The organism is Streptomyces sp. NPDC058632, assembly GCF_042717095.1.
Taxonomy (GTDB): Bacteria; Actinomycetota; Actinomycetes; order Streptomycetales; family Streptomycetaceae; genus Streptomyces.
Map to the genome: position 1 here is coordinate 40607 of NZ_JBHXQZ010000003.1, position 25121 is coordinate 65727.

21 protein-coding genes and 4 pseudogenes are annotated in these 25121 nt (G+C 72.4%); 12 read left to right on the top strand and 13 right to left on the bottom strand.

Annotation, left to right across the window (positions count from 1 at the left end; all coding sequences use genetic code 11):
- The first annotated feature begins 96 nt into the window (after positions 1–96).
- From ACFWVE_RS02225 to ACFWVE_RS02245, 5 genes and pseudogenes are all read left to right on the top strand, one after another.
- Positions 97–1515, top strand: a complete 1419-nt coding sequence (locus tag ACFWVE_RS02225; protein WP_384007409.1) for a glycoside hydrolase family 16 protein — start codon at positions 97–99, stop codon at positions 1513–1515.
- A 329-nt stretch (positions 1516–1844) separates the two neighbouring features.
- Entirely contained in the window at positions 1845–3410 is a 1566-nt protein-coding gene (gene zwf, locus ACFWVE_RS02230; protein ID WP_384007411.1) for a glucose-6-phosphate dehydrogenase, read from the top strand.
- Positions 3407–4342: a glucose-6-phosphate dehydrogenase assembly protein OpcA gene (gene opcA / locus ACFWVE_RS02235; protein WP_384007413.1), complete on the top strand. Its 936-nt coding sequence runs from the start codon at positions 3407–3409 to the stop codon at positions 4340–4342. The genes zwf and opcA overlap by 4 nt, the downstream gene beginning before the upstream one ends.
- 104 nt (positions 4343–4446) lie before the next feature.
- Positions 4447–5316, top strand: a pseudogene (gnd, locus tag ACFWVE_RS02240) (phosphogluconate dehydrogenase (NAD(+)-dependent, decarboxylating)); the annotation flags it as partial.
- 158 nt (positions 5317–5474) lie between these two features.
- Positions 5475–6059, top strand: a complete 585-nt coding sequence (locus tag ACFWVE_RS02245) for a histidine phosphatase family protein (RefSeq protein ID WP_384007415.1) — start codon at positions 5475–5477, stop codon at positions 6057–6059.
- Between the two features lie 57 nt (positions 6060–6116).
- On the opposite strand, the gene ACFWVE_RS02250 is transcribed toward ACFWVE_RS02245, so the two are convergent.
- Positions 6117–7964 carry a bifunctional sugar phosphate isomerase/epimerase/4-hydroxyphenylpyruvate dioxygenase family protein gene (locus ACFWVE_RS02250; protein WP_384007417.1) on the bottom strand — a complete coding sequence of 616 codons (1848 nt, stop codon included), beginning with the start codon at positions 7962–7964 and terminating at the stop codon, positions 6117–6119.
- A 60-nt stretch (positions 7965–8024) separates the two neighbouring features.
- Positions 8025–8909 carry a shikimate dehydrogenase gene (locus ACFWVE_RS02255; protein ID WP_384007562.1) on the bottom strand — a complete coding sequence of 295 codons (885 nt, stop codon included), beginning with the start codon at positions 8907–8909 and terminating at the stop codon, positions 8025–8027.
- 141 nt (positions 8910–9050) lie between these two features.
- Between ACFWVE_RS02255 and ACFWVE_RS02260 the strand changes: the two genes are divergently transcribed.
- Positions 9051–9722, top strand: coding sequence for a TetR/AcrR family transcriptional regulator (locus ACFWVE_RS02260; protein ID WP_384007419.1), 672 nt, complete (start codon positions 9051–9053; stop codon positions 9720–9722).
- 224 nt (positions 9723–9946) lie between these two features.
- Positions 9947–11326 (top strand): MFS transporter, encoded by a 1380-nt coding sequence (locus ACFWVE_RS02265; protein ID WP_384007421.1) that lies wholly within the window; start codon positions 9947–9949, stop codon positions 11324–11326.
- Between the two features lie 151 nt (positions 11327–11477).
- On the opposite strand, the gene ACFWVE_RS02270 is transcribed toward ACFWVE_RS02265, so the two are convergent.
- Positions 11478–11927, bottom strand: coding sequence for a PPOX class F420-dependent oxidoreductase (locus ACFWVE_RS02270; protein WP_384007423.1), 450 nt, complete (start codon positions 11925–11927; stop codon positions 11478–11480).
- A gap of 137 nt (positions 11928–12064) precedes the next feature.
- On the opposite strand from ACFWVE_RS02270, the gene ACFWVE_RS02275 reads away from it, so the two are divergent.
- On the top strand, positions 12065–13321 hold the full coding sequence (locus ACFWVE_RS02275) for a serine hydrolase domain-containing protein (RefSeq protein WP_384007425.1): 1257 nt from the start codon (positions 12065–12067) through the stop codon (positions 13319–13321).
- A 28-nt stretch (positions 13322–13349) separates the two neighbouring features.
- Here the strand turns inward: ACFWVE_RS02275 and ribA are convergent, their stop codons facing one another.
- Positions 13350–14009 carry a GTP cyclohydrolase II gene (gene ribA, locus ACFWVE_RS02280; protein ID WP_384007426.1) on the bottom strand — a complete coding sequence of 220 codons (660 nt, stop codon included), beginning with the start codon at positions 14007–14009 and terminating at the stop codon, positions 13350–13352.
- Between the two features lie 41 nt (positions 14010–14050).
- Between ribA and ACFWVE_RS02285 the strand changes: the two are divergent.
- Positions 14051–14812, top strand: a pseudogene (locus tag ACFWVE_RS02285) (creatininase family protein); the annotation flags it as partial.
- Here the strand turns inward: ACFWVE_RS02285 and ACFWVE_RS02290 are convergent.
- From ACFWVE_RS02290 to ACFWVE_RS02310, 5 genes are all read right to left on the bottom strand, one after another.
- Entirely contained in the window at positions 14695–15945 is a 1251-nt protein-coding gene (locus ACFWVE_RS02290; protein ID WP_384007428.1) for a lysylphosphatidylglycerol synthase transmembrane domain-containing protein, read from the bottom strand. The pseudogene ACFWVE_RS02285 and the gene ACFWVE_RS02290 sit on opposite strands and share 118 nt — an antisense overlap.
- Positions 15946–15956: 11 nt before the next feature.
- Positions 15957–17018: a class I SAM-dependent methyltransferase gene (locus tag ACFWVE_RS02295; protein ID WP_384007430.1), complete on the bottom strand. Its 1062-nt coding sequence runs from the start codon at positions 17016–17018 to the stop codon at positions 15957–15959.
- On the bottom strand, positions 17015–18250 hold the full coding sequence (locus ACFWVE_RS02300) for a glycosyltransferase family 4 protein (RefSeq protein WP_384007563.1): 1236 nt from the start codon (positions 18248–18250) through the stop codon (positions 17015–17017). The genes ACFWVE_RS02295 and ACFWVE_RS02300 overlap by 4 nt, the downstream gene beginning before the upstream one ends.
- A gap of 35 nt (positions 18251–18285) precedes the next feature.
- Positions 18286–18684, bottom strand: coding sequence for a 6-pyruvoyl tetrahydropterin synthase family protein (locus tag ACFWVE_RS02305; protein ID WP_384007432.1), 399 nt, complete (start codon positions 18682–18684; stop codon positions 18286–18288).
- 114 nt (positions 18685–18798) lie between these two features.
- The gene (locus ACFWVE_RS02310) at positions 18799–19782 is read right to left on the bottom strand and encodes a zinc-binding alcohol dehydrogenase (protein WP_384007433.1); all 984 of its coding nucleotides are present in this window, start codon (positions 19780–19782) and stop codon (positions 18799–18801) included.
- A gap of 108 nt (positions 19783–19890) precedes the next feature.
- Between ACFWVE_RS02310 and ACFWVE_RS02315 the strand changes: the two genes are divergently transcribed.
- Positions 19891–20652, top strand: a complete 762-nt coding sequence (locus ACFWVE_RS02315) for a CDP-alcohol phosphatidyltransferase family protein (protein WP_384007435.1) — start codon at positions 19891–19893, stop codon at positions 20650–20652.
- 57 nt (positions 20653–20709) lie between these two features.
- On the opposite strand, the gene ACFWVE_RS02320 is transcribed toward ACFWVE_RS02315, so the two are convergent.
- Positions 20710–21087, bottom strand: coding sequence for a hypothetical protein (locus ACFWVE_RS02320; RefSeq protein WP_384007437.1), 378 nt, complete (start codon positions 21085–21087; stop codon positions 20710–20712).
- Between the two features lie 164 nt (positions 21088–21251).
- Positions 21252–21601, bottom strand: a pseudogene (locus tag ACFWVE_RS02325) (hypothetical protein); the annotation flags it as partial.
- 153 nt (positions 21602–21754) lie between these two features.
- Between ACFWVE_RS02325 and ACFWVE_RS02330 the strand changes: the two are divergent.
- Positions 21755–22747, top strand: coding sequence for an ATP-binding protein (locus ACFWVE_RS02330; RefSeq protein WP_384007438.1), 993 nt, complete (start codon positions 21755–21757; stop codon positions 22745–22747).
- 404 nt (positions 22748–23151) lie between these two features.
- A pseudogene (locus ACFWVE_RS02335) lies at positions 23152–23367 on the top strand (alpha/beta fold hydrolase); the annotation flags it as partial.
- Here the strand turns inward: ACFWVE_RS02335 and ACFWVE_RS02340 are convergent.
- Positions 23331–23564, bottom strand: coding sequence for a helix-turn-helix domain-containing protein (locus tag ACFWVE_RS02340; protein WP_384007440.1), 234 nt, complete (start codon positions 23562–23564; stop codon positions 23331–23333). The pseudogene ACFWVE_RS02335 and the gene ACFWVE_RS02340 sit on opposite strands and share 37 nt — an antisense overlap.
- An 85-nt stretch (positions 23565–23649) precedes the next feature.
- On the bottom strand, positions 23650–25119 hold the full coding sequence (locus ACFWVE_RS02345; protein ID WP_384007442.1) for an aldehyde dehydrogenase family protein: 1470 nt from the start codon (positions 25117–25119) through the stop codon (positions 23650–23652).
- Between the last annotated feature and the right edge of the window lie 2 nt (positions 25120–25121).

The window sequence follows — 25121 nt, forward strand, 5'->3', positions numbered from 1 at the left end:
AGAGCGCTCTCAGAACCGATGGGCAGGGCTCTCCGGGCACTCCCCTCACCTGGATCGACCCACGCATCCGCACCCGTTTCCGAGAGGCATCCCCACATGAGTGACTCCTCCGGCACACCCCGCAGACCCCGCGTCCCGCGCAGATCCCGCTCGCTGCGGCGGGCGCTGTCGGCCGCCGTCGGCACGCTCGGGCTCGCGCTCGCGGCCTCCACGATCGCCCTGCCGTCGGCGAGTGCCTCCGCCCCGGCTCCCCCCTCGGGCTGGAACCAGGTCTTCGTCGACGACTTCAACGGCGCCGCGGGCAGCGGCGTCAACACCTCCGACTGGCGGTACGCGACCGGCAAGGGATACCCGGGCGGCCCCGCCAACTGGGGCACCGGTGAGATCGAGACGATGACGTCGAACCCGGAGAACGTCTCCCTCGACGGCAACGGCAATCTTCGTATCACCCCGCGCCGGGACGCCTCCGGGAACTGGACCTCCGGCCGCGTCGAGACCAACCGTTCCGACTTCGAGCCGCCCGCCGGTGGCGTCCTGCGCGTCGAGAGCCGTATCCAGGTGCCGAACGTGACGGGTGCCGCCGCCAAGGGCTACTGGCCGGCGTTCTGGATGCTGGGCGCGCCGTACCGGGGCAACTACTGGAACTGGCCGGCCGTGGGCGAGCTCGACATCATGGAGAACACGCAGGGCAACAACACCGTCTTCGCCACGATGCACTGCGGCACCGCGCCCGGCGGGCCGTGCAACGAGAACAGTGGCATCGGGGGTTCGACCACCTGCCAGGGCACGACCTGTCAGGCCGGCTTCCACACCTACCGGTTGGAGTGGGACCGCTCGGGGAGCGTGGAGGAGATCCGCTTCTACCTCGACGGCAACAACTTCCACACCGTGCGGGAGAACCAGGTCGACGCGACGACCTGGACGAACGCCACCGACCACGGCTTCTTCGTCATTCTCAACGTGGCGATGGGCGGCGGTTTCCCCGACGCCTTCGGCGGCGGCCCTGACGCCGGTACGCAGCCCGGGCACTCGATGCTCGTCGACTACGTGCAGGTGCTGTCCTCCGGCGGCGGGGGTGGCACCACGCCGCCGCCGTCCGGCAACCGTGACGCCTACGGCACCATCCAGGCCGAGTCCTTCGACGGCCAGTCCGGCACGATGACGGAGACCACCTCGGACTCCGGCGGCGGTCAGAACGTGGGCGCGCTGGCCAACGGTGACTGGCTGCGGTTCAAGGGCGTGAAGTTCGGCTCGTCCGCGGCCACGCAGTTCTCGGCCCGGGTGGCGAGCGGTGCGCCCACCGGGGTCAGCGGTCTGGTCGAGGTACGCCTGGACAGCCTCGGCAACGCCCCCGTCGGAAGTTTCTCTGTGGGCAACACGGGCGGCTGGCAGTCGTGGCGGACCGTCCCGGCGAACATCGGGTCCGTGACGGGCACGCACGACGTGTATCTGACCTTCACGAGCGGCCAGCCGCAGGACTTCGTGAACGTCAACTGGTTCACGTTCGGCCGCTGACCCATCGCGGTTCCGCATCGGTTCCGCTGCTCCGCCGAGGGGGCTCCACGCACGCGTGGGGCCCCCTCGATCACGCCCGTGCCCCGGTGGTTCCCCTGGAGCGCCGCGCCGCAGGGCCGCCCGCGCCGCAGGGTCCTCCCCCCGCGAATACGTCATACTTTTACTCGTGAACGTGTTACGGAGGTGAGGGTTCGGGCGTACCGGGACACCCTGTAGGTGGAGGAGAGGACCGAGGGCGTCACGAGGTACGGCGATGCCGCCCGGCAGGGACACACGGGACGCGGCGGGGCAGGCCCTCGACCACCTCGACGACAAGGAGCTGACGCGGAATGACCGAGGAGATCGAGGCGACCGGGGCGCCCGGGGCCGGCGCCGGCTGGCCCAACCCCCTGCGTGACCCGCGCGACCGCCGTCTCCCGCACATCGCCGGTCCCTCCGGGCTGGTCATCTTCGGGGTGACCGGCGACCTGTCGCGCAAGAAGCTGATGCCGGCGGTGTACGACCTCGCCAACCGGGGTCTGCTGCCGCCGGGCTTCTCGCTGGTCGGTTTCGCCCGCAGGGACTGGGAGGACCAGGATTTCGCGCAGGTGGTGCACGACGCGGTCAGGGAGCACGCCCGCACACCGTTCCGCGAGGAGGTCTGGCAGCAGCTCACCGAGGGCATGCGGTTCGTGCCGGGCGACTTCGACGACGACACGGCGTTCGAGCAACTGCGCTCCGCCGTCGACGAGTTGAACATTTCCCGGGGCACCAGCGGAAACTACGCCTTCTATCTCTCGGTACCGCCGAAGTTCTTCCCGAAGGTGGTCCAGCAGCTGAAGAAGCACGGGCTGGCCGACGATCCCGCGGGCTCCTGGCGGCGCGCGGTGATCGAGAAGCCGTTCGGCCACGACCTGAGGTCGGCCCAGGAGCTCAACGCGGTCGTCCACGAGGTGTTCGACCCGGACCAGGTCTTCCGGATCGACCACTACCTGGGCAAGGAGACCGTCCAGAACATCCTGGCCCTGCGCTTCGCGAACACCATGTTCGAGCCGGTCTGGAACCGGTCCTTCGTCGACCACGTGCAGATCACCATGGCCGAGGACATCGGCATCGGCGGCCGGGCCGGCTACTACGACGGCATCGGCGCCGCCCGCGACGTCATCCAGAACCACCTGCTCCAGCTCATGGCGCTCACCGCGATGGAGGAGCCGGCCTCCTTCGACGCGGGGTCGCTGCTCACCGAGAAGCTGAAGGTCCTCCGGGCCGTGCGGCTGCCGGAGGACCTGGGCCGGCACACCGTGCGCGGGCAGTACGTGGGCGCCTGGCAGGGCGGCAGGCGGGTACCGGGTTACACGGAGGAGGAGGGCATCGACGCGGGCTCCACCACCGACACCTACGCGGCGGTCAAGCTGGGCATCGACAACCGCCGCTGGGCGGGCGTCCCCTTCTACCTGCGCACCGGCAAGCGGCTGGGCCGCCGGGTCACCGAGATCGCGGTCGTGTTCCAGCGGGCGCCGCACTCCCCCTTCGACTCCACCGCCACCGAGGAGCTCGGGTCGAACGCCGTCGTCATCCGGGTGCAGCCGGACGAGGGCATGACGGTGCGGTTCGGTTCCAAGGTGCCGGGCACCTCGATGGAGATCCGGGACGTGACGATGGACTTCGCCTACGGCGAGTCGTTCACCCAGTCCAGCCCGGAGGCGTACGAGCGGCTCATCCTCGACGTCCTCCTCGGGGACGCCAACCTGTTCCCCCGGCATCAGGAAGTGGAAGAGTCCTGGAGGATCCTCGACCCGGTCGAGGAGTACTGGGCATCCCACGGCAGACCGGCGCGGTACGCCTCGGGCAGCTGGGGACCCGCGGAAGCCGACGAGATGCTCGCACGAGACGGACGGAGCTGGCGCAGGCCATGAAGATCGATCTGACCGACACCACGGCAAGTGATGTCAACAAGGCGCTGGTGCGGGGCCGCCGCGCCATCGGCACCCCGGCGGTGGGCATGGTCCTGACGATGGTGATCGTCACGGACGAGGAGAACGCCTACGACTCGATCAAGGCCGCCGAGGAGGCCTCGCACGAGCACCCCTCGCGCATGCTGGTCGTCATCAAGCGGCACGCCCGCACTCCGCGCGAGCGCACCCATCCGCGGCTGGACGCCGAGGTGCGGGTCGGTTCGGAGGCCGGTACGGGCGAGACGGTCGTCCTGCGGACCTACGGCGAGGTGTCCGACCACGCCGACTCCGTGGTGCTGCCGCTGCTGCTCCCGGACGCCCCGGTGGTCGTGTGGTGGCCGGCGGACGCGCCCGAGACCCCCTCGAAGGACCCGCTGGGCGCTTTGGGCCAGCGCAGGATCACCGACCTGTACACGGTGGAGAAGCCTCTGGAGGTCCTGTCGGCCCGGAGGCGCACCTACGCGCCCGGCGACACCGACCTGGCCTGGACCCGGCTGACGCCGTGGCGTTCGATGCTGGCCGCCGCCCTGGACCAGGCCCGGATGACGGTGACGTCGGCGGCCGTGGAGAGCGAGGCCGAGAACCCCAGCGCGGAGCTGCTGGCGCGCTGGCTGGAGGCCCGGCTGAACGTGCGGGTCGAGCGCGTGGAGACGGCCGGCCCGGTGGTCACGGGGGTGCGGCTGGGCACGGCGGACGGCGAGATCGTCATCGACCGGCCGGAGGGCCCGATGGCCACGCTGTCGCTGCCGGGGCAGCCGTCGCGGCGGCTCGCGCTGAAGGTCCGCCCCCTGTCCGAGCTGCTCGCCGAGGAGCTCCGGCGGCTCGACGCGGACGAGATGTACGCCGTCGCCCTGCGCGGCGAGAGCGCCAAGGAGGCCACCGGCCCTGCCTGAGAGTCCCCTCTCCCTCCGCCTCCATGCCTGACACGGGTGACACGTCCGCACCGACCCGCCGCCCCGGTGGGCCGCCCCACCACGACATCGGGAAGTGAACTGACATGCAGATCGGTCTTGTTGGTCTCGGCAAGATGGGCGGCAACATGCGCGAGCGCCTCCGCGCCGCCGGGCACACCGTCGTCGGCTACGACACCCGCCCCGACCTCTCCGACGTCGCCCACCTGTCCGACCTCGTCGACCGGCTCGACGGGCCGCGCGCGGTCTGGGTGATGGTCCCGGCCGGTGCCGTCACCCAGCACGTCATCGACCAGCTGGGGACCCTGCTCAAACCGGGTGACACCGTCGTCGACGGCGGCAACTCCCGCTGGACGGACGACGAGAAGCACGCCAAGGAGCTGGGTGCCCGGGGCATCGGCTTCGTCGACGCGGGTGTCTCGGGCGGTGTGTGGGGGCTGGAGCACGGCTACGCGCTCATGGTCGGCGGCGACGAGGAGCACGTGGAACCCCTGAAGCCGATCTTCGACGCGCTCAAGCCGGAGGGACCGTACGGCTACGTCCATGCCGGCCGGGTCGGTGCCGGGCACTTCGCGAAGATGGTCCACAACGGCATCGAGTACGCCATGATGCAGGCGTATGCGGAGGGCTGGGAGCTCCTTGAGAAGGTCGACTCGGTGGACAGCGTCCGCGAGGTGTTCCGCTCCTGGCAGGACGGTACGGTCATCCGTTCCTGGCTCCTCGACCTCGCGGTCGACGCCCTCGACGAGGACGCCCACCTGGAGAAGCTGCGCGGCTACGCCGAGGACTCGGGCGAGGGCCGCTGGACCGTGGAGGCGGCCCTCGACCACGCGGTGCCGCTTCCCGCGATCACGGCCTCCCTGTTCGCCCGGTTCTCCTCCCGGCAGGAGGACTCTCCGCAGATGAAGATGGTCGCGGCGCTGCGCAAGCAGTTCGGCGGGCACGCGGTCACGTCCGCGGGTACGTCCGCGGGTACGTCGACGGACCGGCCCGACCAGGGAAGCCATGGAAGCCCACAGGGCCAGGGAAGCCGGACCGCAGGAGAGGTCCGGGCAGGCCGAGCGGACCCGGGAAACCCGGGAAACCCGGGAAACCCGGACGAGGTGTAGCGGCCGTGGGCGACCTGCTGCTCGCCCGGCACGGTGAGACGGAGTGGAGCAGGTCGGGGCGGCACACCGGCCGCAGCGACCTGCCCCTGACGGAGGACGGCGAGACGCAGGCCAGGGCGCTGGCCCCGTTGCTCGCGGGCCGCTCCTTCGCCCTCGTGCTCACCAGCCCGCTGGCCCGCGCCCGGCGCACCGCCGAACTGGCGGGTCTGGCGGACGCGTTGCCCGAGCCGGACCTGCGGGAGTGGGACTACGGCGGCTACGAGGGCGTCACCACCGCCGACATCCGCCGCATCCGGCCCGGCTGGGACCTGTGGACCGACGGGGTGCCGCCCGGCCCCGAGTTCCCCGGCGAGTCCCCCGGGCAGGTCGGCGCACGGGCCGACCGGGTGCTGTCCAAGGTGGCCGGGGCGCTCGACGCGGGCGATGTGATGCTCGTGGCGCACGGTCACCTGCTGCGCGTCCTGACGGCACGCCGGCTGGGTCTGCCGCCCGCGGACGGACGGCTGTTCCGGCTGGAGACGGGCACACTGAGCCGGCTGTCGCTGGAGCACGGCAGTCCGGTGATCGAGGAGTGGAACACCCGGCCGTGACCCGAGCGGCGACGTGGCGCGGCGGCCCGGCCCGCGCAGGGTCCGTCCGTCGGCTTCTCAGCCACCGCCGCTGAGGGCGCTCGCGGTCCGTACGGCGTGCTGGGCGGCCAGTCGTACCGGCGCGTTGCGGGCGCCGTAGCCGCGGTGGCCGCCGTCACGCTGGAGGAGTTCGAAGAACACCCGGCCGACGGTGCGGGTGTAGCAGTGCCGCAGGCTGCCGCCGCTGTCGTCACGGTCGTAGAGGATGCCCAGCTCCCGGTACGTCTCCAGCTCGCCGTCGGCGAACTCGTGGCGGGCGGCGAGGTCGTCGTAGTAGTTGGCCGGGATCGGCAGCAACGGGGCCCCGGCGTCGCGGAGCCGGCGGGCGGCGGCGACCACGTCGTCGGTGGCGAACGCGATGTGCTGGGCGTGCACGGTGTCGTCGGTGGGCGCGGCGCCGACGGTGAGGGCGATCCGGACGGTGCCGTCGGGGTTGCTGACCGCGCGGCTGCGCTGCAGGCCGTAGGGGTCGGCGACGTCGACGCTGTCCTCGGCGTCCAGTCCGAGCACGCTGCGGTGGAAGAGCGTCGCCTCGTCGAAGTGGTGCCAGGGCTGGGTGAGCGCGAGATGGTCGATGCGGCGGATGCCGGCGGTGGCGGTGGCGGCCGGAGTCTGTCCGGTGTCCTCGAAGTCGGCGCGCCAGTCGGTGTGCCGGGCGTCGCAGAAGAACAGTTCGGTGCCGTCGGGGGCGGCGACCGCGTCCAGCGGGGCGTCCTCGGGTGCGCGGCGACGGGGCAGCACGGGCGCCAGCAGGGCCTCCGCACGGTCGGCGGCGCCGCGCGGGTCGGGCGACTCCAGGCCCACGGCGGCGAGGTGGGCGGCGTCGCGGCGTACGACGGCTCCGGTGTTGACGAGGATGCGGGCCTCGCCCTGCTGCCAGAGGTCGACGGGCTTGCTGCGGTGGCGGGCGGTGCGGGCGAAGCCCAGGGCGGCGAGGAGACCGGTGAGGGGTTCGGCGTCGGCGGCGACGAGTTCGGCGAAGGCGAAGCCGGTGGGGACGACGGGGGCGGGGATGACCGGGGTGGGCGTGAGGGACGCGGGCGGTGTGTCCTCCCCCGTCCCCACCTCCTCCTGCAGCGCGAGCAGGGAGCGGCGGGCGTCGACGGCGGTCGGGGCGGCCTCGGCCTGCCGGAACACGTCGTTGAACACCTCGAGGGACAGCGGCCCCGCGTAGCCGGTGCGCAGGACGTGCCGGACGAGCCCGGCGACGTCGAAGCCGCCCTGGCCGGGGAAGCAGCGGTGGTGGCGGCTCCACTGGAGCACGTCCATCGCGGGCAGCGGGGCGTCGGCCAGCTGGAGGAAGAAGATCTTCTCGCCGGGGATGTCCTCGATGCCCTGGGGATCGGAGCCCCGGGAGAGGATGTGGAAGCTGTCCAGGCAGGTGCCGAGCGCCGGATGCCCCGCCGCCTCGACGATGCGCCAGGCGTGGTCGTACGTGCTGACGTGCCGCCCCCAGGCCAGCGCCTCGTAGGCGACACGGACGCCGAAGTCCTGGGCGAGGTCGGCGAGTTCTCGCAGGTGCGCGGCGGCGAGGGCGTCGTCGTCGACCGCCTCGGGGTCGACGCTGGAGCAGACGAGCACGGTGTCGGCGCCGAGTTCGCGCATCAGGGCGAACTTGTGCCGGGCACGGCGCAGGTTGCGGGCGAACAGCTCGGCGGGCACCGCCTCGATGTCCCGCATCGGCTGGTAGAGGTCGACGGTGAGGCCGAGGTCGGCGCAGCGGGTGCGGACCTCCCCGGGGGTGAGCGGGCTGGCGAGCAGATCGTTCTCGAAGATCTCCACGCCGTCGAAGCCCGCGCGGGCGGCGGCCGTGAGCTTCTCGGTGAGGGTGCCGCTGAGGGAGACGGTGGCGATGGACGTACGCACGTCGGTACCTCTGCTTCCGTGACGTTCCGTGGAGTTCCGTGGAGTTCCGTGCGGTGAGGGCTACCGGGGAGCGGGGACCGGACCGGTGAGGTCGGTGAGGTGGGCGAGCATGCGGGCCCGGTCGGGTTCCCGGCCGGTGAACAGGCGGAACGCGTCGGCGGCCTGGAAGGCGGCCATGCCGCCACCGTCGAGGGTGGCGCAGCCGGCGGCGCGGGCGGCGCGCAGCAGGTCGGTCTCCAGGGGCCGGTAGACGACTTCGGCGACCCACAGTCCGGGGTGCAGCAGGCCGGCGGGCAGGGGCAGGCCCGGGTGCGCGGCCATGCCGGTGGGGGTCGCGTGCACCAGGCCGCCGCTGCCGTCGGCGGCGGCGAGGAGCTCGGGCAGCAGGTCCAGGGGGGCGGCGGTGGCGCGGCCGGCGCCGAAGGCGCGGTTCAGGGAGCCGGCGAGTTCGTCGGCCCGCTCGGGCACGGCGTCGACCACGCTGACCCGTCCGGCGCCGAGGGTGAGGACGGCGTGCGCGACGGCGGCGCCCGCGCCGCCCGCGCCGAGCTGCACCACCCGCTCCAGCGGCACGTCGGGCAGGCCGCGGGCGAAGGAGGCGGCGAAGCCGGTGACGTCCGTGTTGTGGCCGACGGCCCGGCCGTCCTCGAAGACGACGGTGTTGACCGCGCCGAGTGCCTCGGCCTGCGGATCGAGCGCGTCCAGGTGCTCGACGACGTGCCGCTTGCACGGGTGGGTGATGTTGAGCCCGTCGAATCCGAGCAGCCGGGCGGCGTCCAGCAGCTCGCCCACCCCTTCGGGCGGCAGGCCGATCGTGTCCAGGTCGAGGAGCCGGTACAGACAGCGCAGGCCCTGCCGGCCGGCCTCCCGCTCGTGCAGCGCGGGGCTGAGCGACGGGCCGATGCCGGAGCCGATCAGCCCGACGAGATACGAGTCCTTGAGCACCGAGGCCTCCAGAGAGCGGCTCACTAATGTACGAACCAGTACGTTAGCTATATCAGCCGGTCGGGCCGCACGGAAGACCCGACGGGCCGGGAGCGGCCCCCTTCTACAATCACCGGCACGGCCCTCTCCCCGAAGGAACCCATGACCAGCGTCGAAGAACCGGCACGGCCCGGCGAGCGTGAGCGCATCCGTGACGCGGCCCGCACCAGGGCCGAGATCCTCGACGTGGCGACCCGGGAGTTCGCGCGGGCCGGCTACGACGGCGCCCGCGTCGACGAGATCGCCGCCCGCACCCGCACCACCAAGCGGATGATCTACTACTACTTCGGCGGCAAGGAGCAGCTGTTCACGGCCGTGCTGGAGCGCGCGTACGGCGTGATCCGGGAGGCCGAGCAGGAGCTGGACGTCGACCATCTGGATCCGGTGGCGGCCATCCGGCGCCTCGCCGAGGTGACCTTCGACCACCATGAGCAGCACCCGGACTTCATCCGCCTGGTCAGCATCGAGAACATCCACGGCGCGGAGCACATCGCGGCCTCCGAGAAGCTCGGGCGGATGGGCTCGCCCGCGCTCGACGTGATCCGCCGGATCCTGGCGGCGGGGCAGAGGTCGGGCCTGTTCACTGCTGACGTGGACGCCGTCGACCTGCACGCGATGATCAGCGCGTTCTGCTTCTTCCGGGTGTCCAACCGGCACACCTTCGGCGTGCTGTTCGGCCGCGACCTGGTCGACGCGGACCGGCGCGAGCACTACCGGGCGATGCTGGGCGACATGGTGATCGCGTACCTGACGGCGGAGCGGACGACGGACTGACGGCGGACCGACTGCGGGCCCCGCACGACCCCAGGACCTGCGGCCCCGCTCCGGCGGGCCCCGGACCAAGTCCGTACGACGCCACCCCTTGACACCGTGGACGGTCGGGCGCAGCATCCCTACCCAGCCGCAACTAACTACCCAGTGGGTTAATTAGCACAGCGGCGCCTCCCCTCCGCTCGTCCTCCGCGTACCGTCGTGGAGTCCCCTCGAAGGAGCCCGCCGTGTCCGTCCCCAACCCGCCCCGTGACTCCTCCCCGCCCGGACAGCCGGCCGGACAGCCGGCCGGGCAGCCGAAGAAGGCGGCGACCGCCGCCTGGATCGGCAGCGCCCTGGAGTACTACGACTTCTTCATCTACGGCAGCGCGGCGGCGCTGATCTTCCCGGAGGTGTTCTTCGACGACTCCGACCCGGCCACCGCCACCCTGCTCTCCCTGGCCACGTTCGGTGTCGCGTACGCGGCACGGCCCATCGGCGCGCTGTTCCTCGGACACTTCGGGGACCGGGTCGGCCGTAAGAAGATCATGGTCTTCACGCTGATGCTGATGGGCCTGTCGACGTTCCTCATCGGCTGTCTGCCCACCCGTGACCAGGTCGGCACCCTCGCACCGGTCCTGCTGGTGCTGTGCCGCATCCTGCAGGGCATCTCGGCGGCGGGTGAGCAGGCCAGCGCGAACTCGATGACCCTGGAACACGCGCCGCCCCACCGGCGCGGCTTCTTCACCAGTTTCACCCTGAGCGGCACGCAGGGCGGTCAGCTCCTTGCGACGCTGGTCTTCATCCCGGTGGCCGCGATGCCCGAGGAGCAGCTGCTCTCCTGGGGCTGGCGGGTGCCGTTCTGGATGAGCGTCGCGGTGGCCGTCGTCGGGTACGTGATCCGCCGCAAGCTCGACGAGACCCCGGCCTTCGAGCAGCAGAGCGCGACCGAGGGTGTCGTGAAGCTGCCGCTGGTGGTGCTGCTGCGTGAGCACTGGGCGGACGTCCTGCGGGTGGTCGCGGGTGCGCTGGTCGCCTCGGTCAGCACGATCTTCACGGTGTGGGCGCTGGCGTACGCGACCAGCGACTCGGTCGGCATGTCCCGGACGTCGATGCTGTGGGTGGCCGCGTTGGCGAACGTCGCCGCGCTCGCCGCGATCCCGCTGTGGGCCTCGCTCTCCGACCGGATCGGCCGCCGCCCGGTCTACCTGGTCGGCGCCGCGGGCAGCGCGGTGGCGATGTTCGTCTACCTGTGGGCCATCTCCACCGGCAACTTCGCGCTGACGATGCTCCTCGGGATCCTCGCCTTCGGTGTCGTCTACAGCGCCGCGAACGGTGTGTGGCCCTCCTTCTACGGCGAGATGTTCCCGACCCGGGTGCGGCTCTCGGGCATGGCGATCGGCACCCAGATCGGGTTCGCCGTGGCCGGTTTCGCGGTCACCTTCGCCGCGCAGATCGCGGGCCCGGACGGTGACGACTGGATGGCGGTGGCGCTGTTCACGGCCGCCCTGTGCGTGCCGCCGGTCATCGCGGCGCTCTCCGCCCGGGAGACGCACCGCGTCCCGACCGAGCAGCTCGGCGAACGGGTGAACGACGGGTCGGCCCGTCCGGAGAAAGTGACGGCCTGACCCGCATCGGCCGCCCCGCTCCGTTACCCCCGTCCCCCAGTCCGCCCCCGTCCCCTCGCCGGCCGGGACCCTGGATGCCGCACCGTCGGCTCGAGGGTCCCGGCCGGCTTTCGTCCGTCACCCGCGTCCGTCACCCGCGTCCGCCTGCCTGCTACGCCTGTGACGCGTCGCGTCGCGGGATCCCGTACGCGCGCTCCACGCGCAGCCTCAGCACGAGGCGGCCGTCACGGACCATGGCGGCACGGTAGTCGTCCCAGTCGGGGTGCTCGCCCTGGACGTCGCGGTACAGCCGGACGAGTTCCTCCACCGTCCCGTCGTGCGGGTCGGCGGCGACGGGCGACAGCTCGGCGGTCCCCTCGGCGACCGTGTACGCCCACCGGTCGGCGGTCGTCACGTGGTAGGACGCCCGGGGGTCGCGCCGCAGGTTGCGGGTCTTGGCGCGGCCGTCCGTGACCGAGACACGGATCATCCGCTCGTCGGGGTAGTAGGCGTGGTTGACGTTCGACAGCTGGGGCCGTCCGTCCTGCTTCAGGGTGACGAGCACCCCGCCGTCCTCGTCGCCGATCAGCTCCAGCAGGGCCCGCTGTGTGTCCTGTGTCATACCCGGCTCAACGGAACGCACCGGGTCGGGTGTTCCCCGGCCGGGTTCGCCGGTGTGTTCCCGTGTGCGGCGAGGTCTGACCCGGTCCGGGCGGGGTATTCCGAGAATCGGCTCGTGAGATTGATCGAAGGAGTGCCATGGGACTGCTGCGGCAAGAGGCCGGCCCGGAGGAGACCGGTCTGGACGCGAAGGCGCTGGACCGGATGGACCGGCACTTCGCGCACGAGGTCGACGAGGGGCGACTGCCCGGATTCCTGGTGTCCGTCGCCCGGGGCGGGCGGATCGCCCACCTCACGGCGTACGGGCAGCGGGACGTCGCGGCCGGGCTGCCGGTTCGGAGCGACACGCTGTGGCGGATCTACTCGATGACCAAACCGGTGACGGCCGTGGCCGCGCTGATCCTCGTCGAGGAGGGCCGGCTGTCCCTGGACGACCCGGTCGGCCGCCACCTGCCGGCGTTCGCCGAGCCCCGTGTGTACGAGAGCGGCTCCGGCGGCGGGATACGGACGCGTCCTGCCGCGGGCCCCCTGCTCGTACGGCATCTGATGTCCCACACCGCCGGGCTGACGTTCGCCTTCTACCACGCCCATCCGGTGGACGCGCTGTACCGCGAGGCGGGGCTCGGCTCGTCGGTGGCGCCGGGAACGGACCTGGCGGGGACGGTCGACGCGTACGCGCGGCTGCCGCTGCAGTTCGACCCGGGGACGCAGTGGAACTACTCGGTCGCCTCCAACGTGCTGGGGCGGATCATCGAGGTGGTGTCCGGGCGGCCGCTCGACGTGTTCTTCGCCGAGCGGATCTTCGGTCCGCTCGGGATGACGGACGCCGGGTTCCAGGTCTCCGACGAACAGGCCGCACGGCTCGCGGAGTTGTACGGGGAGACGGACGGCTCCGGCGACGGCAGCGGCAGCGGCGGTTGCGGCATCAAGCCCGTCGCCGGGCTGCCGCTGCACGGCCGGCCGCGGTTCCTGTCCGGCAGCGGGGGCATGGTGGCCTCGGCCCACGACATGCACCGGTTCACGGAACTCCTGCGGCGGCGGGGCGAGGTGGACGGGGTCCGGCTGCTCGCTCCGCAGACCGTGGACCTGATGACCCGCAACCACCTTCCCGGCGGCGCCGATCTGCGCGCCGTCGGCAGCCGTCCGGCCCACGACGAGCCCGGCAACGAGGGGATCGGCTTCGGCCTCGGTGTCTCCGTCGTGATCGACCCGTCCCGTACGCAGACCCCGTCCGGCCTCGGCACGTACGGCTGGACGGGGGTCGCCACCACGGCGTTCTGGGTCGACCCGGGCCGCGATCTGACCGTGCAGTTCTACACGCAGGTGCGGCCCAGGTCCTCCCACACGGTCTTCCGGGACCTCAGGCGGCTCGTGCACGAGGCCGTCACCGGCTGAACCGCCCACTGTCCGGCCGGGGGCGCCGTCAGGACCAGTGCGCCACCGCGTCGAGGTGGGGCAGGTTGTGGTCGAGGCGTTCCCGCTTGGTGCGCAGGTAGGTGATGTTGCTCTCGCACGGCGGGATCAACAGCGGCACCTGCTCGGTGACCTGGATGCCGTGCTGCTGCAACGCGTCGCGTTTGCGTGGGTTGTTGGACATCAGCCGGACCGATTCGACGCCCAGGTCCTGAAGGATGCCGGCGGCGACTCCGTAGTCGCGGGCGTCCACCGGCAGGCCGAGGGCGAGGTTCGCCTCGACGGTGTCCAGGCCCTCCGCCTGCAGGGCCATCGCGCGCAGCTTCGCCAGCAGGCCGATGCCGCGGCCCTCGTGCCCTCTCAAGTAGACGACCACGCCCGCCCCTTCGGCGGCGACGGCGCGCAGTGCGGCGGCCAGCTGGTCGCCGCACTCGCAGTGCTGGGAGCCGAACGCGTCCCCGGTCAGGCATTCCGAGTGCAGCCGGGTGAGGACCCGGTCCGTGCCGATGTCGCCGTGGACCAGGGCGACTTGTTCGTCACCGCGGTCGTGGTCCAGGTAGCCGACCGCCTGGAACTTTCCGTACACGGTGGGCAGCGGCGCATTCACGACGCGTTCCACGCCGGTCCGCTGCGGGGTCTTCTTGCCGAGTACGCCTATGTTTTCTGTCATGATTCTCGAGTTCCTAAGCAGAGACGAAAGGCCGTGAGGATATGAGTGGTTCACCAAAGCGGTCGGCGGCATACGGCCCGGTCCACGGTCTGTTGCCGGCGGATACTACAGAAGAGGTACGGAAGCGGGGCGCCGGCGTCTCACGGCAGATCGCGGTCCTTCCCGTCGGGAGTTTCGAGCAGCACGGCCCGTTCCTGCCGCTGGCGACCGACACGCTGGTGGCGTGTGCCGTCGCGCGGGAGATCGCCGACGCGTATCCGGTGCATCTCCTGCCTCCGGTGACGATCGGCTGCTCGCACGAGCACGCGGCCTGGCCGGGGACCGTCTCCATCTCCTCCGTGACCCTTCACGCGGTGGTACGGGACATCGCCGACTCGTTGCGCCGGTCCGGTGTGGACACCCTGGTGGTGGTCAACGGACACGGCGGCAACTACGTACTCGGCAACGTCGTCCAGGAATCCTCCGCCCGCGGTGAACGCATGGCGCTGTTCCCCGCCCCGGAGGACTGGGAGACCGCGCTCCGGCACGCCGGTGTGGAAACCTCACTGCTCACCGACATGCATGCGGGGGAAATCGAGACCTCCATCCTTCTGCACACTCATCCCGAATTGCTTCGACCCGGTTATGAGACCTCCGATCACGTCGCCGACGACCGGCGCCAGTTGCTCACGCGGGGAATGTCCGCCTATACCGATTCCGGTGTCATCGGCCGTCCTTCGCTGGGCTCGGCGGAAAAGGGCAGGGAACTCCTGGTGAGCCTCGTGGATTCCTTCGGCGCGTATTTCTCGATGCTCACCTCCGCCTCCTCCCCGACCTCGGCCTCCGGTGGCGGCAGCGGCGCGTAGTCCGGGGTCTCCTGCGCGTCCAGGGCGGGTCCGGTCGCGGCGGCCGTCCGGCGTCCGGCGCGCAGGCCGGCGTACCAGCGGGCGACGAGCACGATCACGCCGGGCAGGCTCGCCGCGAGGCTGAGCACCCCGTAGACCACGGCGACGGTCAGGCCGCGGCCCGCGCCCAGTCCCGCGGCGCCGAACGCCCAGGCGGCGACGCCCTCGCGGGGCCCCCAGCCGCCGACGTTCAGCGGCAGCGACATGGCGAGCAGCGCCAGGACGGCCAGCGGCAGCAGCTCGGTCACCGCCGCGCCGACCCCGGCGACGCGGGCGGCGAGGACGAACATCGCCAGGTATCCGGCCAGGACGACGGCGGAGGAGACGAGGACGCCCGGCCCGTTGCGCCGGGACAGCAGCCCCTCGCGTGCCTCGGCGAGCGCCGACCGCAGCGCCCGGCCCCGGCGGGAGGGCCCCGGCCGGTTCATGCGCAGGGCGAGGACGACGGCGCAGGCGCCCAGCGCGGCGAGGCCCGCCATGGGTGCCGCCTGCCGGAGGTCGTCGCGGACCGGGGACGGCATGGTCAGCAGCATCACGGCGCCGGAGGCGAACAGCGCGAGCTGTCCGGCGGTCCGCTCCAGGACCACGGACCGTACCCCGCGGCCCAGGTCACCGGTGCTCTGCCCGTGCCGTACCGCGCGGTGGACGTCGCCGAGGACGCCTCCGGGCAGGGCCGCGTTCAGGAACAGGGCGCGGTAGTAGTCGGCGACCGCCGGGGCGAGCGGCAGCCGGATGCGCAGGCCGCGGGCCACCAGCGCCCAGCGCCACGCGCTGAACACCGTGGTCACCAGTCCGATCCCGAGCGCCGCCAGCAGGGACGGCCCGTCGATCCGGCGCAGCCCGTCGACGAGGACACCGGTGCCCAGGCGCCACAGCAGCACGGCGAGGATGACGACGCCGGCGAGGGTGCCGAGGCGGGTGCGTACGGCGGGGGTGTTGAGCCGGGCGAGGAGGGCGCGGGGGCCGGTGGCGGTGCCGGCACCGCCACCGGTGCGTGCGGGGCGCGGCGGGGACGTCTCCGGAACCGGCAGGCCCAGGACCGGTGTCTCCACCGCCCTGGCGGTCACTCGGCGCCGCCCGCCGGCCGGCACAGGGCGAGCAGGTCGGTGTGGTGGACGACGACTCGCAGGTCGCCCGCGGCGCAGGCCTCCAGACGCTCGGTCAGGTACCGGTCGGCGGGCTCGGCCAGTTCGGGGCGTTCCTCGACCGCCGCGCCGACCCAGCCCCGCAGCCACTGGGCGGTCAGCCCGGCGTGCTCGGGGCCGAGCCGCCAGGGACTCGGGTCGAGCCGTACGGTCGCCCCGTGCTCGGAGAAGGCCTCCGCGGCGGCGGTGGCCGCGTCCGGACCGAGCAGTCCGCCTCGCTTCTGGTGGGCGTTGAACGCCTCGGTGATCTCCTGGTCCAGCGGGTGCGGCGCGGTCAGTTCGACGCGTCCGGCCACCGACAGCGTCAGCAGCGCCGGGCAGCCGGCTCCGGCGCAGGCGGCGGCGAGGGCGTCGACGTCCTCGCGGGTGAGGACGTCGAGGAGTGCGGACGCCGTCACCAGGGAGGCGCCGGACAGCGCGTCCGCGGTGAGCAGGGCGACGTCGCCGCGCCGGGTCTCCACGCTGACGCGGCTGCCGTCGGCGGCGGACCGCGGGGAGGCGACGGCGGCGAAGTGCAGGAGGTAGGGGTCCCGGTCGTGCAGGACCCAGTGCTGGGCGCCGTCCAGGCGGGGCGCGAGCCAGCGGCCCATCGAGCCGGTGCCGCAGCCGATGTCGTGGATGATGAAACCGTCGGCCCGCTTCGGCAGGTCGGCGAGCCGGATGCGCAGCGGGTCCAGCAGGTCGTGGGCCCGCGCGAAGGCGTCGGCGGGCTCGCGCAGCTGGAGCCACTCGGGCGCGTACCGGGCGGGTTCGTCCTCCTCGGGGGCGGTGTCGCTCCCCGTCCCCCGCAGTCGGAGGGTGGCCCGCTCACCGGGGCGTGGCGCGGGTCCGGCGCCGGGGATGACCGACTGGGCCTCCTCGTACCGGGGACCGGGCTGGGCCGGGATCGCGCCGGTGCCACCCGTATCCGTATCCGTGTCTTTAGCCGTACTCGTACTCGTGCCGGTGCCGGCCTGCTGTGTCGTCGCCTGGTTGGTCATGCGGCCCTCCGGGGTTCGGCGGGAAGCCGGCGCAGTACCGTCGCCAGGCTCTGTGCGGTGCTCGCCCAGCCGCCGAGCGCGGCACGCCGGCCGCGCGCGGCCGCCTTCAGCCGGCGGCGGACGTCCGCCTCGCCGAACCAGCCGCGCAGTTCGAGGGCGATGGCGGTGGGGTTCTCCGGCGGGACGAGGATGCCCGGCATCCCTCCGTCGGGGGCGCGGCCGACTGCCTCGGGCAGCCCGCCGACATCGGTGGCCAGCACCGGGATGCCCCGCGCCAGCGCCTCGGTGACGGCCATGCCGTACGTCTCGGCGTACGAGGTGAGGACCATCAGGTCGGCGGTGGCGTAGCTGGCGTCGAGTTCGGCGCCGGTCTTCGGTCCCGTCAGTTCCAGCCGGTCCTGGAGGCCGTGCTTGCGGATCAGGTGCCGCAGATGGGTGACGTACTCGGGGTCGTGGGTGAGCCCGCCGACCAGGGCGCAGCTCCACGGCAGGTCGGACACCGCCGCCAGCGCCTCCACCAGCCGGTGCTGTCCCTTGCGCGGGGTGACGGCGGCGACGCAGAGCAGTTGGGAGACGCCGTCGGTGCCGGAGGCGAGGGGCGCGATGTCGGCGCCGGGGGCGGCGACGTGGACGCGGTCGGGTGCGAGGCCGTGGTGGGAGACCAGGCGGCGTACCGCCCAGTCGCTGGTGCCGATCACGGCGGGCACCGCGCGCAGCACCGTGCGTTCGCGGGCGTCCAGGTCGGCGGCGAGGGCCGGGTCGAGCCCGGTCTCGTCGCCGAGCGGGAGGTGGACGAGGACGGCCATGCGCAGCCGTTCCGCCTCGGGTACGACGATCTCGGGGACCCCGCAGGCGACCAGCCCGTCCAGCATGACGACGCTGCCGTCCGGCAGGTCGCTCAGGGTGCGGGCGAGTGCGGTGCGGGCGGCGGCGTCCGGGCGGGGCCAGTCACCGGCCACGGCGTGGCGCTCCACCTGCCAGCCGAATCCGGGCAGGTCCAGACACACGCGCCGGTCGTACGCGTTGCCGCCGCTGGGCACCGACGGGTCGTCGACGCCACCCGGCATCAGGAAGTGCACACGGCGCAGGGACATGGGGATGATCCCGCCGTTCCATCGGGCGGAGGCCTGGGCGGCGGCCTGGGAAGTGGACTGCTGCGGTACGTAGTCCAGGCGGGACCGGTCGAAGGCGTTGCCGGTGGCCTTGTCCGTGGCCCTGCCGGTGACGTGGATCGTCGTGTCGAGGGCGGTGTCGACGCTCGTGTCGGTCACAGCGCACGCTCGTAACTCGCCCAGGCGATGTGCGACTCGTGCAGGGTGACCGTGAGCTGCGCGATGCCCTTGGCACCCTCGCCCAGCGCGCCCTTGTGGATGCGCTCGGCGAGCCGGTCCGCGATGACCTTGGCCAGGTACTCCGTGGAGGTGTTGACCCCCGCGAAGTCGGGTTCGTTGTCGAGGTTGCGGTAGTTCAGCCCCCCGACGACGCCCCCGAGTTCCTGCGTGGCCAGGCCGATGTCGACGACGATGTTGTCCTCGTCCAACTGTTCGCGCCGGAACGTGGCGTCCACGAGGAACGTGGCCCCGTGCAGGCGCTGGGCCGGTCCGAAGACCTCGCCGTGAAAGCTGTGGGCGATCATGATGTGATCGCGGACGGTGATGCTGAACAACGGACGACCCTCCAGGTGCGGCGCGTCTGCTCCCCGGCTGATCGCCGCCGGGGATGCCGGGTAGTACGGCCGGACGCCTCCCGGCGTTCAGCGTCAGGCACGTCTTTTATCAGGTCAGGCAGTGGCCTCGTCGTAGCGCACGAGGTGGCACAGGGCCGGGATGTCGCCGGAGGCGAGGCGGGGCATGAGCGCGGGCAGTTCCGCGAACTCCGACTCGCCGGTGATGAGCGCGTCCAGGGCGGGGTCGGCCAGCAGGTCGAGGGCGAGGGCGAGCCGGTCGGCGTAGCTGCGGCCGGGGCGGGCCGGGGAGACGGTGCCGACCTGGCTGCTGCGGATGACGAGCCGCCGTGAGTGGAAGGCCTCGCCCAGCGGAAGGCTCACCTTCCGGTCGCCGTACCAGCTCAGCTCGATCACCGTGCCCTCGGCGGAGAGGAGTTCGAGGGAGCGGGTGAGCCCCTCCTCGGTGGCGCTGGCGTGCACGACCAGGTCGCAGCCGCCGAGGGCGTCGCCGGGCAGCGCGAACCCGACGCCGAGGGCCTCGGCGGTCCTGGCGCGCGCGGGGTCGGCGTCGACGAGCTGGACCCGTACGCCCGGGAAGCGGGCCAGCAGCGCGGCGACCGAGCTGCCGACCATGCCGCCGCCGACGACGGCGATCCGGTCGCCGATCAGCGGCGCCGCGTCCCACAGGGCGTTGACGGCGGTCTCCACGGTGCCGGCGAGCACGGCCCGTCGGGCGGGCACGGTGCCGGGCACGGGTGTCACCGCGCCCGCCGGGACGACGTAGCGGGTCTGGTGCGGGTAGAGGCAGAAGACCGTCCGCCCGACGAGCGGTGCCGGCCCTTCCTCCACCACGCCCACGTTGAGGTAGCCGTACTTCACCGGTCCCGGGAAGTCGCCCTCCTGGAACGGCGCGCGCATGGCGGCGTGCTGGCTCTCGGGCACCCGGCCGCGGAAGACGAGGGTCTCCGTGCCCCGGCTCACCCCGGAGTACAGCGAGCGCACCAGGACCTCGTCCTCGCCCGGTCCGGACAGGGGGACTTCCCGGATTCCGCCTCGGCCGGGCGAGTCGAGCCAGAACGCATGAGCGGCACGGTTCATCGAATTCCTCCTGAACGATCGTCACGTTGCACGCGTACCGAGGAGTGCACAGGCCGCGCACAAGGTAGCGGCGTTGATCGACTCTGTCACACGGCCGGAGGGTGTTCGGTGGCCCTGAACAACAGGTACGACGCAAGGCTCGTACAGCAGGAAACCGCCGTGGGGGCGGGTGCACAGGTCCTGCTGCTGGCGCTGCTCGGTACGGCGATCGGCATGGGCCCTGCGGGCTGGCTGACCGGCCTCGCGTTCGCGATCGCCACGTGGGCGGTGCTCTCCCGGGCCCTGCACCGGTCCCGGCTGCGCTCGTTCGGCGCGGCCAACCGGGTCACGCTCGGCCGGGCGATCCTGGTCGGCGGGGTGACCGCGCTGGTCGCCGACTCCTTCCAGGACTCACCGCCCGTCAGTCTCCTCGTCGGCCTGACCGCCGTGGCCCTCATCCTCGACGGGGTGGACGGCAAGGTGGCGCGCAGGACCGGCACGTCGACGCCGCTGGGCGCCCGCTTCGACATGGAGGTGGACGCGTTCCTCATCCTGGTGCTCAGCGTGTACGTGTCCATGGCGATGGGGCCCTGGGTGCTGCTGATCGGTGGTATGCGGTACGTCTTCGTCGCCGCGGCCCGGGTGTGGCCGTGGCTGAACGCCGCGCTGCCGCCGAGCACGGCCCGCAAGACGGTGGCCGCGCTCCAGGGCGTCCTCCTGCTGGTGGCGGGCGCGAACCTGCTGCCGCACCCGGTCAATGCGGGGGTGGCGGCGCTGGCGCTGGGGCTGCTGGTGTGGTCGTTCGGCCGGGACGTGCTGTGGCTGCGGCGGACCTCGCGGGTGCGGCCCGCCCCCGTCGAGCGGCCGGTGCGGGAACTCGTCGCGCGGTGACGTCCGGTCGGCCGCGGTGGCCGACGCGGGCCCTGCGGTCGGTTACCCGGCGTTCGGTTACCCGATGTTCGCCTCGTCCGCGCCGTAGGGGGACGGGGGTGTGTTCTCGGGGTCCAGGATCTCCAGAGCACCGTGGATCCAGCCGCCCGCCTTGCCCGTGTTCAGCGCGAAGCGGGCGTGGGAGAGCGGGCGGGTCAGCGGGTTGCGGCGGTGGGCACGCGCCGCTTTCCGCGCGCCCCGAAGGGCTTTGACGGCAAAGGCGAGCCGGAGCTGGAGGTCGCGGGGGACCTTGACGTCGACCAGGTCCGCGGCGCAGGAGGCGACCTTCTCGGCGGCGCCCTCCAGTTCGGCGGCCCGGCGGACACTGGACGGCCCCTGGAAGGACGCCAACAGCTCACGTACTTCGTGCAGTCGGGCTATGGCTTCGGAACTCATGCGTACAGCATGCCTCAACGGGGAGCACGTCCTCGCACAGCACCGCACGGCACGCGCCGACGGCGGACACCGCGCGGTCCGCGCCGGCGGCACCGCGGGGCCGGGGAGGGTCCGGACGGACCGGAGCACCGGGGCGGCCGCGTGTACGGCCCGCCGCAGGAGCGCGGCCGGACGTACACGCGCCGCACCTGCGCGGTCTCGCCGGAGGGACACCGCTCGGCGGGTTCGCGCGGGTTCGGCGGGTGCGCGGGCCCGCGGGAGTCCGGCGCGGCGGTGGCGACGACGTCACCGGCACCGCTGCCGCTGCCGCTGCCGCTGCCGCCACGGTCGCCCTCGGGGTCGATGGCGACGAGGAGGGTGTGGCGAGGAGAGGTAGGCGGCGGCCGGATCGATGATGTCGCCGTGCCACCGGGGCACGTAACCGGTGCCGAAGTCGCGGTAGACGGTGTCGGGCATCACGGCGCGCACGGTCGAGGTCCGCCGACCCCACGGCCCTGTCGATGTAGCCACGCACTTGCACAAGTGATGCACCAAGCCTCCAGGATCGATCATCCGAGTGAATCGCCTGACCAACGGCCGTGACACGCGCCGCGGAATTTGACACCGCCACCACCACACCCCTAGAACCTAGCGACATGACATTCGTTTTCAAAAGGGTGGGGCGCCGATGAGGATCGCGTTCGTCGGCAAGGGCGGCAGCGGCAAGACGACGATGTCGGCCCTCTTCTCCCGTCACCTGGCCGCCGCCGGCGCCCCGGTGCTCGCCATCGACGGCGACATCAACCAGCACCTGGCCGAGGCGCTCGCCCCCGCCGACGGCACCCCGGTCACGCCCCCTCCCCTGGGCCCGCGCCTGCACGACATCAAGGCGTACCTGCGCGGCACCAACCCCCGCATCACCTCCACCGAGTCGATGATCAAGACGACTCCGGCCGGGCGGGGTTCACGCCTCCTGAGTCTGCTCGGCGACGACGAACTGCACGCGCTGCACGTCGCGCGGGTCGGCGGCGTCCCGCTGATGGCCACGGGCGAGTTCGACGACAGCGACCTGGGCGTGGCCTGCTACCACTCCAAGCTGGGCGCGGTGGAGCTGTACCTGGGCCACCTGATCGACGGCCCCGGCGAGTACGTGGTGGTCGACATGACCGCCGGCGCCGATGCCTTCGCCTCCGGCCTGTTCACCCGCTTCGACCTCACCTTCCTGGTCGCCGAACCCACCCGCAAGGGCGTCTCCGTCTACCGCCAGTACCGCGACCACGCCCGCGAGTTCGGCATCCGTATCGCGGTCGTCGGCAACAAGGTGACCTGCGAGGAGGATCTTCTCTTCCTCAAGGAACAGGTGGGCGACGACCTCCTGACCCACCTGGTGCACTCGGACTGGGTGAGGGCGGCGGAACAGGGCCGGGTACAGCCGACCGACCCGACCGACCCGAACGCCTCGGCCCCCCTGAGCACACTGGAGCCCCACAACCGCCACGCCCTGACGGTCATGCGCGGGGCCGTCGACTCCCATCCCCGCGACTGGGGCCGCCTCCACCGCCACGCCGTGGAGTTCCACCTGCGCAACGCCCGCGCCTGGGCAGACGCCCGCACCGGCGAGGACCTGGCCGCCCAGGTGGACCCGGACTACCTCCCCGGCCCGGCGACCCTGCCCTGCTGAGGCGCGCCCCTCGGCACCTCCCTCGGTCCGGAGTTGATTGTCCGGCCGGGCGCCGCGTTCGGGGTGCCCAACCAGACATTCGCCCGGTTACAGAAACGGACTCGCGGTGCACGAGCACGGGGAGGTCCGCGTGTCGAAGCGAGGGGGTGCCGTCTACGCGCCCGCCGAGGGCTCAGGCCTCCACCGGACAGCCAACCCGTGTGTGGTGTAGCGCCGGTCCGGTGTTCACGTCGGACGACACCACTGACACCACTTGATCTCACCGGCTGCGCCGACAGGAAGGGGGGCCTTCTTACGGACGGGTGGCAGGCGACAGACGGGTCTCCAGGACCTGCCCCGTCACCCACCCGACGCCCTGCGGAAAGCGGTTGCGCCTGCCGTCCTCCCATGGGCAGGGTGCGATGGTGATCGGCACAGAGATCGAACTCCCGGTTTCCGACGGGGTTGTGTCGGGCATTGACTTCGGTGGTCGCGGTGAGGGTGTGCTGCTCGTCCACGGCAGCGGGCACAACGCCGCGGCTCGGGCAGATGTGGCAGCCCATCTGGTGCGAGACTGCCATCCGGTTGCCGTCGACCTGCGTGGTCACGGGCGGACCCGGCTCGTTTCCACGGGCCCGGAGCCGTCGTCCGCGACGCCGACGAGGATGTCGCCTCCGCCCTTGCCGACGAGATCGTTGGCCATGGCGCAGACGGCGTTGCCGATGGCGTCGCCGCGCTTGCCCTCCCTCTTCGCGGTCCGCTTGAACTCCAGGGTCGGAGTCTCACGGGTCCCGAGGACGTCGGCCAGATCTGCGTCGTGCGCGTTCACACCGAGCATTGCGCCGGTCGCTCCGCACCGGACGGCCCGGTGGCGGCTCCCGCAGTGCGGCTGCCGCCTGTCCGGCCGGCCGGGCGCCCGTCCGTCAGATCGGGAAGTGCGCGTGACCCCTGGCCTGCGCCGTGACCCAGCGGGTGTCGGTGAAGGCCTCGGCGCCGGCCTGGCCGCCGAAGCGGCCGTAGCCGGAGCTCTTGACGCCGCCGAAGGGGGCCTGCGGTTCGTCCGCGATGGACTGGTCGTTGATGTGGACGATGCCGGTGCGCAGACGGCCGGCGACCTCCAGGCCCTTGGCCAGGTCCTCGGTGATGACGCCTGCGGTGAGCCCGTACGGGGTGTCGTTGGCGAGCGCGACGGCCTCGTCGGCGCCGTCGACGACGTGGACGACGGTCGCCGGGCCGAAGACCTCGTCGTAGTAGATCTTCATCTCCTTGGTGACCCCGGTGAGGACGACCGGGCGGATCAGGGTGCCCGGTTCCTCGATCTCGCCGGTGCCCGCGGCCAGTTCCGCACCCTGGGAGACCGCGTCCGCGACGAGTGACGCGACCCGGCGGGCGGCGGCCTCGTTCACGACCGGACCGACCGCCGTCGCCGGATCACTCGGATCGCCGCAGGGCAGCGCCCGGACGCGGGCGGCGAACTTGGCGGTGAACTCGTCGGCGACCGCGCGGTGGACGACGACCCGGTCCACGCACATGCAGATCTGGCCCGCGTTCATGAAGGAGCCGAAGACCGCGGCGTCCACCGCGTAGTCGACGTCCGCGTCCTCCAGTACCAGCAGGGCGTTCTTGCCGCCGAGTTCGAGTACGGCGGGCTTGAGGTGCTGGGCGGCCTGGACGCCGATGGTGCGGCCGACCTCCGTGGAGCCGGTGAAGTTGACCATCCGCACCCGGGGGTCTGCGATCAGCGCGGACACCACCTCGGCCGCGTCGGCGCGGTCGTTGGTGACGACGTTGAGCACGCCCTCGGGCAGTCCCGCCTCGTGCAGCACGTCCGAGATCAGCAGGCCGCAGGCGATCGGCGCGTCCTCGCTGGGCTTCATCACCACGGTGTTGCCCATCGCGATCGGCATCGCCACCGCGCGGACGCCGAGGATGACCGGCGCGTTCCACGGCGAGATCGCGGCGATCACCCCCTTGGGCACCCGCACCTGCGCGGAGTGGACGCCGTCGGCGTCGGTGGCGAGGATCCGGCCGGTCGGGCGGCTGACCTCGGCCGCCGCCTCCAGCAGGATGTCGGCGGCCAGGTGGGCGTTGAAGCCCGCCCAGGGTGCGACACCGCCGACCTCCGCGGCCATCAGCCGTACGACCTCGTCGGTGCGCTCGGCCATCAGCTGCGCGGCGCGCAGGAAGATGCGGCGGCGTTCGGCCGGCTTGGTCGCGGCCCACGCCTCGAACGCGGCGTCGGCGGCGTCCACGGCACGGCGCACGTCGTCCGGGGTGCCCGCGGCGACCTCCGCGCAGACGGCTCCGGTCCAGGGGTTGGTGTCGGTCGCGGTGCGGCCGGAGGAGGCGGGGACCTCCTGGCCGTTGATGATCAGTCCTCGGGAGAGGGACACGG